At 62.9% G+C, this 16,306-nt stretch carries 14 protein-coding genes; 10 read left to right on the top strand and 4 right to left on the bottom strand.

All coding sequences use genetic code 11. The features are described from left to right. The first annotated feature begins 58 nt into the window (after positions 1-58). Together C0Z16_RS10460 and C0Z16_RS10455 are read left to right on the top strand one after the other, a co-directional pair. Entirely contained in the window at positions 59-2,086 is a 2,028-nt protein-coding gene (locus C0Z16_RS10460) for a sensor histidine kinase (protein ID WP_102632075.1), read from the top strand. Between the two features lie 15 nt (positions 2,087-2,101). Further along, positions 2,102-3,454: a sigma-54-dependent transcriptional regulator gene (locus C0Z16_RS10455; protein WP_175130646.1), complete on the top strand. Its 1,353-nt coding sequence runs from the start codon at positions 2,102-2,104 to the stop codon at positions 3,452-3,454. Between the two features lie 88 nt (positions 3,455-3,542). Here C0Z16_RS10455 and C0Z16_RS10450 read toward each other — a convergent pair whose 3' ends face one another. Continuing rightward, entirely contained in the window at positions 3,543-4,073 is a 531-nt protein-coding gene (locus C0Z16_RS10450) for a TlpA disulfide reductase family protein (protein WP_102632074.1), read from the bottom strand. A 191-nt stretch (positions 4,074-4,264) separates the two neighbouring features. On the opposite strand from C0Z16_RS10450, the gene C0Z16_RS38130 reads away from it, so the two are divergent. Further along, positions 4,265-4,921 (top strand): hypothetical protein, encoded by a 657-nt coding sequence (locus C0Z16_RS38130; RefSeq protein WP_407070663.1) that lies wholly within the window; start codon positions 4,265-4,267, stop codon positions 4,919-4,921. Positions 4,922-5,254: 333 nt separating this feature from the next. Here the strand turns inward: C0Z16_RS38130 and C0Z16_RS10440 are convergent, their stop codons facing one another. Both C0Z16_RS10440 and C0Z16_RS10435 read right to left on the bottom strand, forming a co-directional pair. After that, positions 5,255-6,829 carry a YifB family Mg chelatase-like AAA ATPase gene (locus C0Z16_RS10440; RefSeq protein ID WP_102632073.1) on the bottom strand — a complete coding sequence of 525 codons (1,575 nt, stop codon included), beginning with the start codon at positions 6,827-6,829 and terminating at the stop codon, positions 5,255-5,257. A gap of 120 nt (positions 6,830-6,949) precedes the next feature. Continuing rightward, positions 6,950-7,207, bottom strand: coding sequence for an accessory factor UbiK family protein (locus tag C0Z16_RS10435; protein WP_102632288.1), 258 nt, complete (start codon positions 7,205-7,207; stop codon positions 6,950-6,952). Between the two features lie 424 nt (positions 7,208-7,631). On the opposite strand from C0Z16_RS10435, the gene C0Z16_RS10430 reads away from it, so the two are divergent. The 7 genes from C0Z16_RS10430 (at position 7,632) to ptsP (ending at position 15,388) form a co-directional block, all read left to right on the top strand. Further along, positions 7,632-7,970 carry a P-II family nitrogen regulator gene (locus tag C0Z16_RS10430; RefSeq protein ID WP_006048089.1) on the top strand — a complete coding sequence of 113 codons (339 nt, stop codon included), beginning with the start codon at positions 7,632-7,634 and terminating at the stop codon, positions 7,968-7,970. Positions 7,971-8,014: 44 nt separating this feature from the next. Further along, the gene (locus C0Z16_RS10425) at positions 8,015-9,514 is read left to right on the top strand and encodes an ammonium transporter (RefSeq protein ID WP_102632072.1); all 1,500 of its coding nucleotides are present in this window, start codon (positions 8,015-8,017) and stop codon (positions 9,512-9,514) included. 270 nt (positions 9,515-9,784) lie between these two features. Next, entirely contained in the window at positions 9,785-11,074 is a 1,290-nt protein-coding gene (gene gshA / locus C0Z16_RS10420; RefSeq protein ID WP_102632071.1) for a glutamate--cysteine ligase, read from the top strand. Between the two features lie 118 nt (positions 11,075-11,192). After that, entirely contained in the window at positions 11,193-12,149 is a 957-nt protein-coding gene (gshB, locus tag C0Z16_RS10415) for a glutathione synthase (protein WP_102632070.1), read from the top strand. A 368-nt stretch (positions 12,150-12,517) separates the two neighbouring features. Continuing rightward, positions 12,518-13,006, top strand: coding sequence for a PTS sugar transporter subunit IIA (locus C0Z16_RS10410; RefSeq protein WP_102632069.1), 489 nt, complete (start codon positions 12,518-12,520; stop codon positions 13,004-13,006). Between the two features lie 81 nt (positions 13,007-13,087). Then, positions 13,088-13,357 carry an HPr family phosphocarrier protein gene (locus C0Z16_RS10405; protein ID WP_054035732.1) on the top strand — a complete coding sequence of 90 codons (270 nt, stop codon included), beginning with the start codon at positions 13,088-13,090 and terminating at the stop codon, positions 13,355-13,357. A gap of 282 nt (positions 13,358-13,639) precedes the next feature. Further along, complete coding sequence (ptsP, locus tag C0Z16_RS10400; protein ID WP_102632068.1) at positions 13,640-15,388, top strand: phosphoenolpyruvate--protein phosphotransferase; 1,749 nt, start codon at positions 13,640-13,642, stop codon at positions 15,386-15,388. Positions 15,389-15,459: 71 nt separating this feature from the next. On the opposite strand, the gene C0Z16_RS10395 is transcribed toward ptsP, so the two are convergent. After that, the gene (locus C0Z16_RS10395) at positions 15,460-16,218 is read right to left on the bottom strand and encodes a HesA/MoeB/ThiF family protein (protein WP_102632067.1); all 759 of its coding nucleotides are present in this window, start codon (positions 16,216-16,218) and stop codon (positions 15,460-15,462) included. Positions 16,219-16,306 lie beyond the last annotated feature (88 nt).

Here is a 16,306-nt window from a genome sequence, read left to right as displayed (position 1 = left end):
CCCGCATCGTCTCGTATTGTCTGAAACGCGTGACGTTTGCGGCCGCGGACACCAGCACATGCAACCGGTGATCGCCCGCCCAACTGAAGCGCCGTCGGCCGAGGAAGCTCACGCCGACGGCGCTTCGCCTTATGCCACAATATCCGATCACAACCGACCGGATATTGCCAACGTGACGCGCCGCCTGCTGATCCTCTTCGCGCTCGTCGCCGGGCTCGTTGCGGCGTGCGGGCTCACCTATAGCATCGCGTGGCAAAGCGGAATCGACAGTTTGCGGCGCAATGCCGCGGGGCGCGTCGACCGCACTGCCAGTTCGCTCAAGAGCACGCTCGAGCGCTATGAATCGCTGCCATATCTGCTCGCGGAACATCCGATCGTGCAGGACGTGCTGGTCGATCCGTCGCCCGCCAATGTCGAGCGTGCCAATCTCTACCTCGAAGACCTGAACCGCCACGCGCGCGCGACGGTCACCTACATCATTCCGCTCGACGGCTATTGCGTAGCCGCAAGCAACTGGCACGGGCCGGGCAGCTTCATCGGCGCAGGCTATCAGTTCCGGCCGTATTTCGTCGATGCAATCAAAGGCGGCGTGGGCCGCTTCTTCGGCATCGGCACGATTTCGCAGGCGCCGGGCTACTACATCTCGCAGCCGGTGCGCCGCGAAGGCAAGATCGTCGGCGTGGCCGTCGTCAAACTCGATCTCGAATGGTTCCAGGGCGCTGATGCATACGAGCCGCTGCTCGTCACCGACGACCACGGCGTGATCTTTCTGTCTTCCGTGCCGGCGTGGAAATATCACACGATACGGCCGTTATCGGGCCAGGTCGCCGATTCCATCTATCAGGCGCGGCAATATGCGCAGCAGCCGATTGCGCCGCTGCCGGTGACGATCGAGCGCACGCTCGAAGGCAACGCGCAAATCGTGCGCATCGGCGGCGGGCGCTATGCGCCGCGCTATCTCGCATCGCGTCGCGGCATGGGCGAACCGGACTGGCATCTGATCACGATGGCGCCCGTCAGTCCCGTGGATGCCGACGCGCGCAACGCGACCATCGTCACGGGGTTCGGTTATGTGTCGCTCGTGTTGCTTGCGTTCTACTGGCGAATGCGCCGTGCGCGCGTGCGCGAGGTGATGCGCAGCCGGTCGCTACTGCAAAAGGCGTACGCTGAGCTGAACCAGCGCGTTGCGGAGCGCACCGCCGACCTGTCGCAAGCGAACGAGCAATTGCAGAAGGAAGTCGCCGAACGCACGCGCGCCGAGCAGGAATTGCGCGCCGCGCACGACGAGCTGATCCAGGCGAGCAAGCTCGCGGCGCTCGGTCAGATGGCGGCTGGCATCACGCATGAGTTGAATCAGCCGCTCGCCGCATTGCGGGGCTTTTCGGACAACACGCGCGTGTTGCTGGAGCGCGGTGACCAGGCATCGGCGCGAGAAAATCTCGAAGCGATTGCGGCGCTCACCGAGCGCATGGGCAAGATCACCAATCAACTAAAGCTGTTCGTCGGACGCGCGCGGCCGCGCAGCGCCCGTGCGCCCGTCGTGCGGGCGCTGCGCAATGCCGTCGCGCTGTTGCAAAAGCGTTTGCAGGGCGTCGAACTCGAACTCGCCGTGTTCGATGTGGACAGCGGCGTGCGCGAGCCGCTGGATCTCGCCGACGATCATCCCGAGCTGATCGCTCATTGCGACGACCTGCGCCTTGAACAGGTGCTGATCAACCTGCTCGGCAATGCGCTCGATGCGACTGCCGGCATGAGCCCGCCGCGCATTTCGGTGCAGATCGAGGTTGCCGCGGAGAGCCTGTCGTTCGCGGTCAGCGACAATGGTCCCGGCATTCCCGAAGACGTCTTGCCGCGCCTTTTCGAACCGTTCTTCACCACGAAGGAGATGGGTCAGGGGCTCGGTCTCGGGCTGGCGATTTCGTCGTCGATCGCGCGCGATTGCGGCGGCACGCTGGTGGCGCGGAACGTGTCGAACGGGCCGAACGGGACCGACTTGCCGGAAGGCGGTGCATTATTTGTGTTGACGCTGCGCCGCGCACGCGTGCAGACGAGTCACACTGCGGACCCGCTCACCACGGGCTCCTGAATCGATGAGAACAACATGCTGAACGACGGCTTGCAAGTGCTGTACATCGAAGACGACGAACTCGTGCGGCGCGCCAGCGTTCAGAGTTTGCAACTGGCCGGTTTTAACGTGATCGGCCATGCGTCGGCGGAATCCGCGGCGAAGTCGATCAGCGCGGACTTTTCCGGCGTCATCGTCAGCGATATCCGGCTGCCCGGCGCAAGCGGTCTCGATCTACTCGCGCAGTGCCACGAACGGGCGCCCGATGTGCCGGTGATTCTCGTCACCGGTCACGGCGATATTTCGATGGCGGTGCAGGCGATGCGCGACGGCGCATATGACTTCATCGAAAAGCCGTTTGCTTCGGAGCGTCTGATCGAAACCGTGCGGCGCGCATTGGAGCGGCGCAAGCTCGTGCTCGAAAACCTCGCGCTGCGCCGTGAGCTGGCTGGGCAAAACACGGTCGCGCCGCGGATCATCGGCCGCAGTCCGGCGATCGAACAGGTGCGGCGTCTCATTGCGAATGTCGCGCCGACCGACGCGTCCGTGCTGATCAACGGTGACACCGGCGCCGGCAAAGAATTGATCGCGCGCAGTCTGCATGAGTTGTCGCCGCGCCGTGACAAGCCGTTTATCGCGGTGAACTGCGGCGCGTTGCCCGAGCCGATGTTCGAGTCCGAGATGTTCGGCTACGAGCCGGGTGCGTTCACCGGCGCGGCCAAACGCCGGATCGGCAAGCTCGAGCACGCGTCGGGCGGCACGTTGTTTCTCGACGAAATCGAAAGCATGCCGCTCGCCTTGCAGGTCAAGCTTTTGCGTGTGCTGCAAGACGGCGTGCTCGAACGCCTCGGCTCGAATCAGCCGATTCGCGTGAATTGCCGCGTGGTCGCGGCGGCGAAAGGCGACATGGCGGAACATGTCGCGGACGGCTCGTTCCGTCGCGACCTGTTGTACCGGCTGAATGTGGTGACGATCGCGCTGCCGCCGCTCGGCGAGCGTCGTGAGGACATTGTGCCGCTCTTCGAACATTTTCTGCTGGACGCGGCGGTGCGTTATCAGCGCCCCGCGCCGATTCTCACCGACCGTCAGCGGGCGAGCCTGATGCAGCGCGATTGGCCGGGCAACGTGCGGGAACTGCGCAATGCGGCGGACCGTTTCGTGCTCGGCGTCGCCGAGGATCCCGTCATGTCTTTCGGCGACGAAGGCGCGCCGACGCAGCCGCTCAAGGAACGCGTCGAGCAATTCGAGCGGGCGGTGATCTCGGAGGCGTTGGAGCAAAGCGGCGGCGCGGTCGCCGTCGCAGCGGACAAGCTGCAACTCGGCAAGGCCACGCTTTACGAGAAGATCAAGCGATATGGCCTGGCCGCCAAAGGTGAAGGGGAGAAGTGAAACAAGAAACGCCGGCAATGCCGGCGCTTTCGATCGAGCTTTCGGCCCGTTTCGCTCGGGCTTGGTCGCGCGTGCGGTGCCGTTACGCTCAAGCGGCGTTTAGCGCCTTTTCCAGCAACTGGTCGAGTTCAGCGAACTGCGGCTCGCCGACATAGCGCTTCAGAATTTTGCCGTCCTTGTCGACCAGGAAGGTGGTCGGTGTGAGCTGGACGTTGCCGAACTGCTTCGCAGCCGAGCCGTCGTCCATCGCGACCTTGAACGGCAACTGGCGCGTTTGCGTGTAGTTGGTCACGTACATGGGTGCGTCGTAGCTCATTGCCACCGCGACGAATTCAAGCCCTTTGCCTTTGAAGCGGTTATAGGTCTGGACCATCTGCGGCATTTCCTTCATGCAGGTGTCGCAGCTCGTCGCCCAGAAGTTGACGAGATAGACCTTGCCTTTCAGATCGGCGGTGGTGACCTTCTGGCCGGAGAGCAGCGTGAACGTTGCGTCGGGCACGCGCTGCTGGCCGGCAAAAGCGAAATAGCCGGCGACGCCGATCGCAATCGCCACAGCGGCGATGATCAGGTAGCGAAGCGGGTTCGCGCGCGCGACAGCGGTGGACGTGGTGGTGCTCATGAACGGAACCTCGAGAGTCGCGCAACGGCGCGGAACAGTGCGTCGGCTCGGGCTGTGCGCCCGGCGCAGCTTGGCCTGCTTATTGTAGCCCTATTCCGGCGAGGCGGCAGCGAGCGTCCATCCGCGGGCAGTCCGTTGGCTGGCAGCGGATAATGGCGTTTTACCTTGACGTCATCCGGCGCCTCGTTGCCATGCTCCAGACAGTTTTTCGCGTTGTTCTACAGTTCACTCGACATCCCTCGTGTCTTTCCTTCGGTCTCTATTCACCTCGCAATTGCGCGGGCGACACTGCGTCCCGCCGGCGGCGCACGCGTTCAGCCATTCGCGCGGCGGCTTGTGCACTCGCTATTGGCGCCGCGCTGAGCGGCTGCTCGCCCACGTTTGACTGGCGCACCATCATGAACAACGACAATGGCTACACCGTCGATCTGCCGGCGAAGCCTCGCAACGACGAGCGGGCGGTTCAGATCGACGGCACGCCCATGCAGATGTCCATGCAGATGGCCGAAGCCGGCGACGCCGTGTTCGCGGTCGGTACGGTCGTGCTGCCGGACGAGAACGACGCCACGCAACGCAAGGCGCTCGACTTTCTGCGCAGCGGCCTTGCCCGGAACGTCGGCGCGGCCCCCGACGCGCACGCCGTGCAGATTCCGCTCGCAGCCGGCGGCAAGGTGTTGGGTCTGGAAATGAAACTGAGCGGACGAGCCGGGTCAGATCATGAGGCGCGCACTGTGTATGCGCGGCTAGTGGCGCGAGGGCGGCATGCGTATCAGGCGGCGATCATTGCTTCGAAGCCGCTACAGCAGGAACAGGTCGACCAGTTTTTTTCGTCGTTCCAGTTGTACTGAAAACGGTAGTTTTGGCCGGTTCCGGATCTGCGCGGAGCCGCACACGCAGTGAAAGTTCCTTCGTAGCTTCATGAGCTAATTCGCGGTTTACGTTGACGTTTTATGCTTGCGTCTGCTTCCTGTGGATAACTCTGTTGAGAACTGCGCGTTTTCTGGCGCAGATGCCCGTCCTGCGGGCATTCTGTCAGTCGGCGCTGGTGCTGGGGGGAATAAAAAAATGTTTTAAATCAAGGCCCTCACGATGCGCCTTACGGTTTGCCTTTCAGATGTTTCTAAATCTGTCTGGAACGCGCACGTGTGCATAAGTCAAGTCTTGACAGCATATTTTTCTCCTTACCGAGAGCCAAAAGCGCGCCGATACTGGATTGCCTCGCCGACCTGCGCGGCGCTCGGCATGCTGGCGCCCGCGAGGTCCGCGATGGTTCGTGCCACCTTCAGGACCCGGTAGTAGGCGCGTGCCGACCAGCCGAAGCGTTCACCCGCCTCGCGTAGCAGGGCTTCGCCCGCGGCGTCGGGACGGCAGACCTCGTCGACCTCTTTCCCGCTCAACTCCCGGTTGGTTTTGCCTTGCCGGGCCAATTGCCGCTCGCGCGCGGCATTCACGCGGGACGCGATGACCGCGCTCGTCTCGCCGGCAACCTTCGACCTCGCTGACAATTCCGCCGACGTGAGCGCCGGCACTTCAAGTTGAATGTCGATGCGATCGAGCAGCGGACCCGACAATTTGCGCAGATAGCGGGCCGCAATCTCCGGCGTGCAGCGGCAACGTCCGTTGGGATCGCCCCGCCATCCGCATGGACACGGGTTCATCGCCGCGATCAACTGGCAGGCAGCGGGAAAATCGGCTTGCAGCGCGGCGCGCGAGATCGTGATGCGGCCCGCTTCCAACGGCTCGCGCAGGGTCTCGAGCACGGCGCGGTCGAACTCGGGAAGCTCGTCGAGGAACAGTACGCCTAAGTGAGCCAGCGTGATCTCGCCCGGTTGCGGCGGATTGCGCCCGCCGACCAGCGCGGCCGCGCTCGACGAATGATGCGGCGCCCGAAATGGCCGCTGGCGCCATTGCGCCGGCGTGAAACCCGTCCGGCTCGCGGACAGCAACGCGGCCGAACTGAGCGCTTCGTCGTCGGTCATGGAAGGCAGCAGGCCTGGCAAACGGGCGGCCAGCATTGACTTGCCGGCGCCGGGCGGCCCGATCAGCAGGACATGGTGCCCGCCGGCCGCGGCGACTTCCAGTGCGCGACGAGCACCCCGTTGGCCGATGACATCGCCCATGTCGGGCACAGCGACGGGCGTGACGTCGGCGAGATCGGGCGCGGCGACTGGATAGAGGCGGGCGTCGGGCGCTTCGGCGAGATGCGCGCATAGCGACGGCAGATCGCTCGCGCCATACACATCCACACCGGGCACAAGCGCCGCTTCCGCTGCGCTCGCGGCGGGAAGGTAAAGCTGCGGATTGCGATGTGACGGCGGTTGCTCGGTCGCGCATTCCACGGGTGTCTCATACGCTGCCGCGCTGCGCGCCGTGCCGCAGGCCATCGCGAAAGCGCCGCGCATCGGACGCAGCGCGCCGGTCAGCGAAAGTTCGCCTGCGAATTCGCGATTGAGCAGGGACTCCGCTGGAATCTGGCCGCTCGACGCGAGAATGCCCAAGGCGATCGGCAGATCGAAGCGGCCGGATTCCTTCGGCAAATCGGCCGGAGCGAGATTGACAGTGATGCGCCGCACGGGAAAATCGAAGCCGCAGTTTTGCAGCGCCGCGCGTACGCGCTCGCGGCTTTCGCGGACTTCCAGATCAGGAAGCCCGACGATCGAAAAAGAGGGTAATCCGTTGGCGAGGTGAACCTCGACGGTTACTTCTGGCGCGCGGCCAGAGGCCGGCGCGCGACTGCGCACCACGGCAAGCGACATGTTTTCTCCCGTCGGACGGCGCGCCGGGGGCGCGCTCGAATCCCCTAATACGCTGATGACGTCACGGCTCGCTTGCCTGTGATGTGCAGCTCTACGCAGCTCCTGCTGCGAGCAGAAGCGTCAGGAGGTTTGGCTTGTGACGGGCAGCTTCTGCTCGAGCTCGGCGACGCGGCGCTCCAGCTCTTCCAGCCGGGCGCGAGTGCGCACCAGCACTTGCGTCTGGGTATCGAATTCCTCGCGCGTGACCAGATCGAGCCTTGAGAAGCCTTGCGACAGCATGGCTTTCATATTGCGTTCGACGTCTTTGGCCGGCGAGTTTTTGAACAGCTCGCTCATGCGGGCCTGAATGTCGTTAAAAACATCGTTCGGTTGTTTCATGGTGTTCCCCTTGGTGCACAAAAATTGTGCGCGTTTCGTTACGTCTGTGCCTGGCGTCGGGCGATGCGCCGTATTGGTGCGTACCGCGGGGCCGCCCTGCGCGGCATGAGCCCCTTTGGTGCGCGCCGCGGCGTTCACATCCTGCGGACACTCTAGCAACGATCCCTGCGCCACGCCACTGCGCGAGCCAACGTTGGCCATCCGGACAAGGGCGGTTGCGCTCTTCGCGAGGCCCGCCTGGACGCAGTCTGACACAACATGGCATGCGAGTTGCTGTTACTGCCCCGCGCGCACTGCCGGCGCCTTTTTCGGGCAGTGCAACGAGACCATGCGGAAGGGTTACAGGTACCAACCAGGTTGACGCAAACGGGTTACAAACGGGTTACGGATACGCAACGGGTTACGCAACTAAGCGAGGGATTTCATGAAACTCATCACCGCAATCATCAAGCCGTTCAAGCTCGATGAGGCGCGCGAAGCCTTGTCGGCGATCGGCGTCTCGGGCATCACGGTAACCGAGGTCAAGGGCTTCGGCCGTCAGAAGGGCCATACGGAGCTGTATCGCGGCGCTGAATACGTCGTCGATTTTCTGCCGAAGGTGAAGATCGAGGCGGCTGTCTCGGACGACATCGTCGACCAGGCGATCGAGGCGCTCGAACGCGCGGCGCGCACCGGCAAGATCGGCGACGGCAAGATTTTCGTCACGCCAATTGAGCAGGTGATCCGGATTCGCACCGGGGAAACCGGCGCGGACGCTCTGTAATACCAAAAGATAGCGACACAGATAGCGACAAGAGGAAACGAAAGATGCGCAAATTATTGATGTCCTTGCTGATGGCCGGTTCGCTGCTCGCGGGCGGTATCGGCGCCGCCCTCGCGGACGACGCTTCCGCCCCCGCAGCCGCCTCGGCCGCTGCTTCCGATACGGCCGCAAGCGCGCCGGCACCGGAGGCTTCGGCCGCCGCCCCAGCTTCGGCACCCGCCGCTGACGCATCGGCTGCACCCGCAGCGAGCGCCGCGGCAGCCGCACCGGCAGCATCGGAGGCCGCGCCGGCCGCACCGACCGCGCCGTTCTCGGTCGATTCATCGAAGATCAATTCGGGCGACACCGCCTGGATGCTGACCTCCACCGCGCTCGTGCTGTTCATGACGATCCCGGGTCTCGCGCTGTTCTACGGCGGCATGGTGCGCAAAAAGAACGTTCTCGCGACGCTGATGCAAAGCTTCGCGATCACCTGCCTCGTGACGATCATCTGGACGGTGGTGGGCTACAGCATCGCGTTCACGCCTGGCGGCTCGTTCATCGGCGGCTTCTCGCGCGTCTTCATGGCGGGCATGAACTACATCAAGGGCGACAAGGCCACGACGCTGACCGTCAGCCACCTGGCCCCGACGATCCCGGAAACGGTCTACTTCGTCTATCAGATGACGTTTGCGATCATCACGCCGGCGCTGATCACCGGCGCGTTTGCCGACCGTATGAAGTTCTCGGCAATGCTCGTGTTCATGACGCTCTGGTCGATCATCGTCTACTCGCCGATCGCGCACATGGTCTGGGAACCGACCGGCTGGCTGGCCAGCGCGGGCATTCTCGACTTCGCGGGCGGCACGGTGGTGCACATCAACGCCGGTATCGCGGGTCTGGTCTGCTGCCTGGTGCTCGGCAAGCGCGTCGGCTACGGCAAGGAAGTGATGGCTCCGCACAACCTGACGCTGACGCTGATCGGCGGCGCGATGCTGTGGGTGGGCTGGTTCGGCTTCAACGCGGGTTCGGCAGTTGCGGCAGACGGCCGTGCCGGCTTCGCGATGTTCGCAACACAAGTGGCAACGGCTGCCGCGGCACTCGCCTGGATGTTCGCCGAATGGGCGGCGAAGGGTAAGCCGTCCGTGCTCGGTATTGTGTCCGGCGCAGTGGCGGGTCTGGTGGCGATTACGCCGGCTTCGGGCTTCGTCGGTACGCTCGGCTCGCTGGTGATCGGTATCGTGGCCGGCGTGGTCTGCTTCTGGTCGGCAACGTGGCTCAAGCACAAGCTCGGTTACGACGACTCGCTCGACGCGTTCGGTGTGCATTGCGTCGGCGGCATCGTGGGTGCGCTTCTGACGGGCGTGTTCGCGGTCAAGGACATCGGCGGCTTCGACGGCAGCGTCCTGCTGCAAGCCAAGGGCGTGCTGACGACGCTAGTCTACAGCGGCGTGGTGAGCTTCATCCTGCTGAAGATCATCGACATGACGATGGGCATCCGCGTAACGGAAGAGGAAGAACGCGAAGGCCTGGACGTGAGCCTGCACGGCGAACACGTCGAATAAAGCAGGAAAACGTCTGGCGAGCCCGCGCTCCCGGGCTCGATCAGCACCAACAAGCACGAACACGCCCGAACACGCAACAACAAGCGCAGCGATTTGGCCCGCCTTTATGGCGGGCTTTTTTCTTGCTGGCCATCTTGTTAACAGTTCTTTTTCCTGCCTATCATGGCGATAGAGACAATGCATTCCGGCTAGCTTGCGAATGGAGAAAGCGTCCCCAAATGGGCAAAGCATTTGCTCTACAATCTTTTTTCTCCAGTCTGCGAGTGATCAATGGTTCCGCACCTAGTTACGGCGTTAAACGGCCCGCTGCTCGATCTTGAGCGGAAGATCCTCGACGCTACTCCCGCTATCGAACGCTGGTTCCGGCTCGAGTGGCAGGAGCACACGCCGCCTTTCTACTGTTCGGTCGACCTGCGCAACGCGGGTTTCAAGCTCGCGCCCGTCGACACCAATCTGTTTCCCGGCGCTTTCAACAATCTGCCGCAGGAAGTGCTGCCGCTTGCCGTGCAGGCCGCCATGGCGTCCATCGAAAAAATCTGCCCGGACGCGAAGAATCTGCTCGTGATTCCCGAGCGCCACACGCGCAACGCCTTCTACCTCGAAAATGTCGCCCGCTTGGCCGCGATCATGCGCCAGGCCGGCTTGAACGTGCGTTTCGGCACGCTCGACGAAAGCATCAACGGGCCCGTCACCATCGCGTTGTCCGACGGCCAGAAGCTCGTGCTCGAACCGCTCGAGCGTTCGCAACGGCGCCTTGGCCTGAAGAATTTCGATCCGTGCTCGATCTTGCTGAACAACGATCTGTCCGGTGGCATTCCGCCCGTGCTTGAAAATCTGCACGAGCAGTACCTGCTGCCGCCGCTGCATGCGGGCTGGGCCGTTCGCCGCAAATCGACGCACTTCTCGTGCTATGACGACGTCGCGAAGAAGTTCTCGAAGATGGTCGAGATCGATCCGTGGATGATCAACCCGTACTTCGCGCATGTGGAAGGCGTCGACTTCCAGGAGCGCACGGGCGAACAGGCGCTGGCCGACGCGATCGACGGCGTATTGAAGAAGATCGCCAGGAAGTACCGCGAGTACGGCATCTCCGAAAAACCGTATGTCGTCATCAAGTCGGACGCGGGTACGTACGGCATGGGCGTGATGACGGTGCACGACGCGTCGGAAGTGGCCGCGCTCACCAAGCGCGAGCGCACGAAAATGGCGGTCACGAAAGACGGTCTGGAAGTGCACGACGTCATTGTGCAGGAAGGCGTGTACACGTTCGAGCGCATCGGCGAAGAAGTGGCCGAGCCGGTCGTGTATATGATCGACCGCTACGTGGTGGGCGGTTTCTACCGGGTGCACGGCAGCCGCGAGCGCGATCAGAATCTGAACGCGCCGGGCATGCACTTCGTGCCGCTCGGCTTCGAGCATACGGCGCTGCCGGATGCACACGCGAAGCCCGGCGCGGCGCCGCCGAACCGCTTCTACATGTACGGTGTGGTGGCGCGGCTCGGGCTGCTGGCGGCATCGGTCGAACTGGAAAAGACCGACCCCGAAGCCATTCAGGTCTAATTGAGCTGAACCGCATCGAGCCACATCGGGCCGCGGGCGGCGCGCATGCCGCCCGCGCCATTTTCACCGACGACATTTACGATCAACGCCAGGCCCAGCAGGGCGCAACGGGACCTTCATGGACATTCTTTTCATCGCTGACCCGCTCACGCAGTTCAAGATCTACAAAGACTCCACTTACGCAATGATGGCCGAGGCCGCGCGCCGCGGCCATACGCTGTACACGTGTGAGCCGAAGCATCTGGCGTGGACGGGCGGCGACGTCGAAGCGAACGTGCGGCGCTTTGCGATTACCGGCGACGTGAGTGATCTGCAGCGCGACGTCTGGTACGCGGCTGAAGGCGCGGCGCCACGCGCGCTGAAAAGCTTTAGCGCGGTGGTGATGCGTAAAGACCCGCCATTCGACATGGAATACGTCACGTCCACGTGGCTGCTGGAATTGGCGGAGCGCGCCGGCGCACGCATCTTCAACAAGCCGCAGGCGATTCGCGACCATTCGGAAAAGCTCGCAATCGGCGAATTCGGGGAATTTGTCACGCCCACACTGGTTACGCGCGACCCGACCCGCTTGCGCGCATTCCACGAGCAGCACGGCGACGTGATTCTCAAGCCGCTCGACGGCATGGGCGGCATGGGCGTGTTTCGCGTAAAAGCGGACGGCATGAACCTCGGGTCGATCATCGAAATGCTGAGCCACGACGGCGCGCGTTCGGTGATGGCGCAAAAGTTCATCCCAGAGATCAAGGACGGCGACAAGCGCATTCTGCTGATCGGCGGTGAGGCCGTGCCGTATTCGCTCGCCCGCATTCCTCAAGGCAATGAGGTGCGCGGCAATCTCGCTGCGGGCGGCCTCGGCGTTGCGCGCCCGCTGACCGCGCATGATCGCAAGATCGCCGACACGCTTGCCCCGGTGCTGGCGGCACGCGGTCTGCTACTCGTCGGGCTAGATGCGATCGGCGATTGGCTCACCGAGGTCAACGTGACGAGCCCGACGTGCTTCCGCGAGATCATGGATCAGACGGGCTTCGACGTCGCGGCCATGTTCATCGACGCACTCGAGCGCGCGGCGGGCTGACCTGCTGTCCTTGAATGTGAGCCGCGACCCCCAAACTGAGTATCAGGCTAAGCAGCAGGCTAAGCAGCAGGTCCGCATGGAGCGAGAGGCCGCCTTTGGCGCGGAAATGGGCCTGCTACAATGCCCGCTCTCCGCGTCGATTTATACCGATGGGCTCCGCACGGAGCCATCAGCATGGATAGTCGACCCTTGAATGAGCGGGTGACGAGCGGTTTTTGCGGACGCCGGAACGGCGTCGTGCGCGCGCCGCCGCCCGCTTGTGAAATGGTGCATTCCCGGCTCTCATGGCCCACGGCCGGTCGAGGGCGCTGGTGAATCGGACTGGTTCCGATCCACGTTTGGGGCCGTTTTTTTGCAGCAAGGCTGACATGGCAGGCATTCTGATCATTGCGCACGCTCCGTTCGCCACCGCGTTGCGCGACTGTATTTCGCATATCTATGGTGGCTTGCCGGCTCGCATCGGCGTGATCGACGTATCGCCGGACTGCGATCCCGCCCAAATGGTTTCCTTCGCACAGTCGGAGATCGAGCGTCTGAAGGAAGAGAACGGCGCGCTCGTGCTCACCGACATGTTCGGCGCCACGCCGGCGAACATCGCGGGGCGGCTTGCCTCAGTGCCAAACGTGCGCGTGCTCTGCGGCGTTAATTTGCCCATGCTGGTACGCGCCGTCTGTTATCGCGCAACGCCGCTCGACACGCTGGTGGACAAAGCGCTCGCCGGCGCGACAAAGGGCGTGCACGCAATCGGACCGGCAACGCCCGCGCCCGTCGATGCCGCAACTGTCACCGGCGACTGTTTGCCCGCGTTGCCCGCCGACGCGGACCTCGCGCAGAAAACCGGGCCGGCGGGGCTGTAGTCGATCGCATTGCAATCGAATTTCAACTGGTTTGCAGTTTCATCTCTCACAACAACATTTACCCGCGCTTCGGACCATCACATGCTGCAACAGGAAACGACTATTGTGAACAAGCTGGGGCTGCACGCGCGCGCGTCGGCCAAGTTGACGCAACTCGCGGGCAACTACCAGGCGGAAATCTGGATGAGCCGAAATGGCCGCCGTATCAATGCCAAAAGCATCATGGGTGTGATGATGCTGGCAGCGGGTATCGGCAGCACGGTGCTGATTGAAACCGAAGGCACCGATGAAAAAGAAGCGATGGACGCATTGTTGAAACTGATTGCCGATAAATTCGGCGAGGGCCAGTAAGCTTGCGGATCGACATTGCGATGAATGAGAACGCCGCGGCTGTCCGCGGCGTTTTTTTTAGCGCGTGACAATGCGCGGACCTTGCTCGCGATGCATCGATGCCAAAGCGAGTAGCACGAGTTTGACGCGCATCGTCGCAGAGCTTTTACGATCCAGTCTTTCGTGCTGCGCTGCACATAGGATTGGCACACGTGCGAGAGCACATGGAATTTATAATGGCGACGACAGTCTGAGAGCATTGCAGCGGTTTGCCGCGGCATCACACAACTAGAGGAGGTGCGCGTGTCCTTCACGCTGCATGGAATTCCCGTGTCACGCGGTATTGCCATCGGGCGAGCCTATCTGATCGCCCCGGCTGCACTTGACGTAGACCACTATCTGATCGAACCCGCCCAGATCGAGGGCGAGGTCGAACGCTTTCGCACGGCCCAGCAACGTGTGCATCAGGAACTCGACGCATTGCGCGCCGACCTCGCCGCGGATGCGCCCAGTGAAATGGGCGCTTTTATCAACGTTCATTCAATGATCCTGAACGATGCGATGCTCGTTCAGGAAACCATCGACCTGATCCGCACGCGTCGCTATAACGTGGAGTGGGCGCTGACGGAACAGCTCGAACGGCTGTCGCGCCATTTCGACGATATCGAGGACGAATATCTGCGCGAACGCAAAGCCGACATCGAACAGGTGGTGGAGCGCGTTTTAAAGGCGCTGGCAGGTGCATCGGCCGCGCTGGTGGATGGCGTGCACGGCGCTTGTGACGAAATGATCGTGGTCGCTCACGACATCGCGCCGGCCGACATGATGCAGTTCAAAACGCAAACGTTTCAGGGTTTCGTCACGGATCTCGGCGGGCGCACGTCGCATACGGCTATCGTCGCGCGCAGCCTGGGCATTCCGGCGGCGGTCGGTGTGCAGCACGCTAGTGCGTTGATTCGCCAGGACGACCTGATCATTGTCGATGGCGATCATGGCATCGTGATCGTCGATCCCGCGCCGATCGTGCTGGAGGAATACTCCTATCGGCAGAGCGAAAAAGCGCTCGAGCAGCGCAAGCTGCAGCGCCTGAAATTTTCGCCGACGCAAACGCTGTGCGGCACGCGCATCGAACTGTGCGCGAACATCGAGTTGCCGGACGACGCACGCGCGGCGCTCGACGCTGGCGCGACCGGCGTTGGCCTGTTCCGCACCGAGTTCCTGTTCATGAATCACAAGCACCGCTTGCCCGAAGAGGAGGAACAGTTCGGAGCCTATCGGCGCGCGGTCGAGTTGATGAACGGTCTGCCGGTCACGATCCGTACGATCGACGTGGGCGCGGACAAACCGCTCGATTCGATGAGCGGTGGCGATGGTTATGAATCCGCGTCGAACCCGGCCTTGGGGCTCAGGGCGATTCGCTGGAGCCTGTCCGAGCCGCAGATGTTCCTGACGCAATTGCGCGCGATTCTTCGCGCATCGGCCTTCGGCAAGGTAAAGATTCTGGTGCCGATGCTCGCGCACGCGCAGGAGATCGATCAAACGCTCGATCTGATCCGCGAAGCCAAGCGTCAGCTGGACGACGCCGGAATGGCCTACGATTCGAACGTGCAGGTCGGCGCGATGATTGAGATTCCGGCTGCCGCGATTGCGTTGCCGCTCTTTCTCAAGCGGCTCGATTTTCTGTCGATCGGCACCAACGATCTGATCCAGTACACGCTGGCCATCGACCGCGCGGACAATTCGGTCGCGCATCTGTACGACCCGCTGCATCCGGCGGTGCTGCATCTGATCGCTTTCACGCTGCGCGAGGCGAAGCGGGCGGGCGTGCCTGTGTCGGTCTGCGGCGAGATGGCGGGCGATCCGACGTTGACGCGCTTATTGCTCGGCATGGGCCTCACCGAGTTTTCGATGCATCCGAGTCAATTGCTGCTGGTCAAGCAGGAAGTCTTGCGCTCGCACCTGAAGACGTTGGAGAAGCCGGTGGCCGATGTGCTGGCTTCGTTCGAACCGGAAGAAGTGCAGGCTGCGCTCAAACGGGTGGCTCAAGCCTGATCGACGGGATTTGCGTGGAAGGACAAACGCCGCACAATGTGCGGCGTTTGTCGTTATGGCTTCGTCTGCGCTCAGTCGTTGTGGCGTTGTCCACATACCGGGCAATCCGGCTGACGCGCAATGCGCATGGTGTTCCACTCCATTCGCAGCGAATCGAGCATGGTCAGGCGACCTGTCAGCGGCGTGCCGATTCCGCCGATCAGCTTCAGCGCTTCAGCCGCCTGCATCGAGCCGATGATGCCTACCGTCGGCGCGAACACGCCCATGGTCGAACACGCGACTTCCTCGAACGGCTGGTCTTCGGGAAACACGCACGCGTAGCACGGCGATGCTTCGTCGCGGAAATCGAACGTGCTGATCTGGCCGTCGAAGCGCAACGCCGCGCCCGACACGAGCGGTACGCTATGCGTCACGCACGCGCGATTGATCGCGTGGCGCGTGGCGAAATTGTCCGTGCAATCGAGCACGACTGTGGCGCCTGGCACTTCCCGGTCGAGCCACGTATCGTCAACGCGTTCGGCCACCGCATTCACGCTCACTTCGGGATTGATTTGCGCGAGCGTGTCGCGGCCGGACTCCACCTTCTTGCGTCCGACCGACGCACTCACATGCAGGATCTGCCGTTGCAGATTGGTGAGATCGACCGTATCGGCATCGACCAGCGTCAAGCGTCCGACGCCGGCCGCCGCGAGATACATCGCAGCGGGCGAACCCAGCCCACCCGCGCCGACGATGATCGCGTGGGCGTCGATAAAGCGCTGCTGCGCCTCGATGCCGATTTCGTCGACGAGAATGTGGCGGGAATAGCGAAGGAGTTGATCGTCATTCATGGCGGGGCCAGCCTGTCTTCGCTGTGAATCTTCGCTGCCAATGTTCGCTGCGTGCCTTCGCTGCGTGCCTTCGCGGCAGGCTTTCACC

The organism is Paraburkholderia rhynchosiae (assembly GCF_002879865.1).
GTDB classification, from domain to species: domain Bacteria; phylum Pseudomonadota; class Gammaproteobacteria; order Burkholderiales; family Burkholderiaceae; genus Paraburkholderia; species Paraburkholderia rhynchosiae.
The sequence above is the reverse complement of the archived record's forward strand: the minus strand, read 5'-3'. Positions and strand labels throughout refer to the sequence as shown.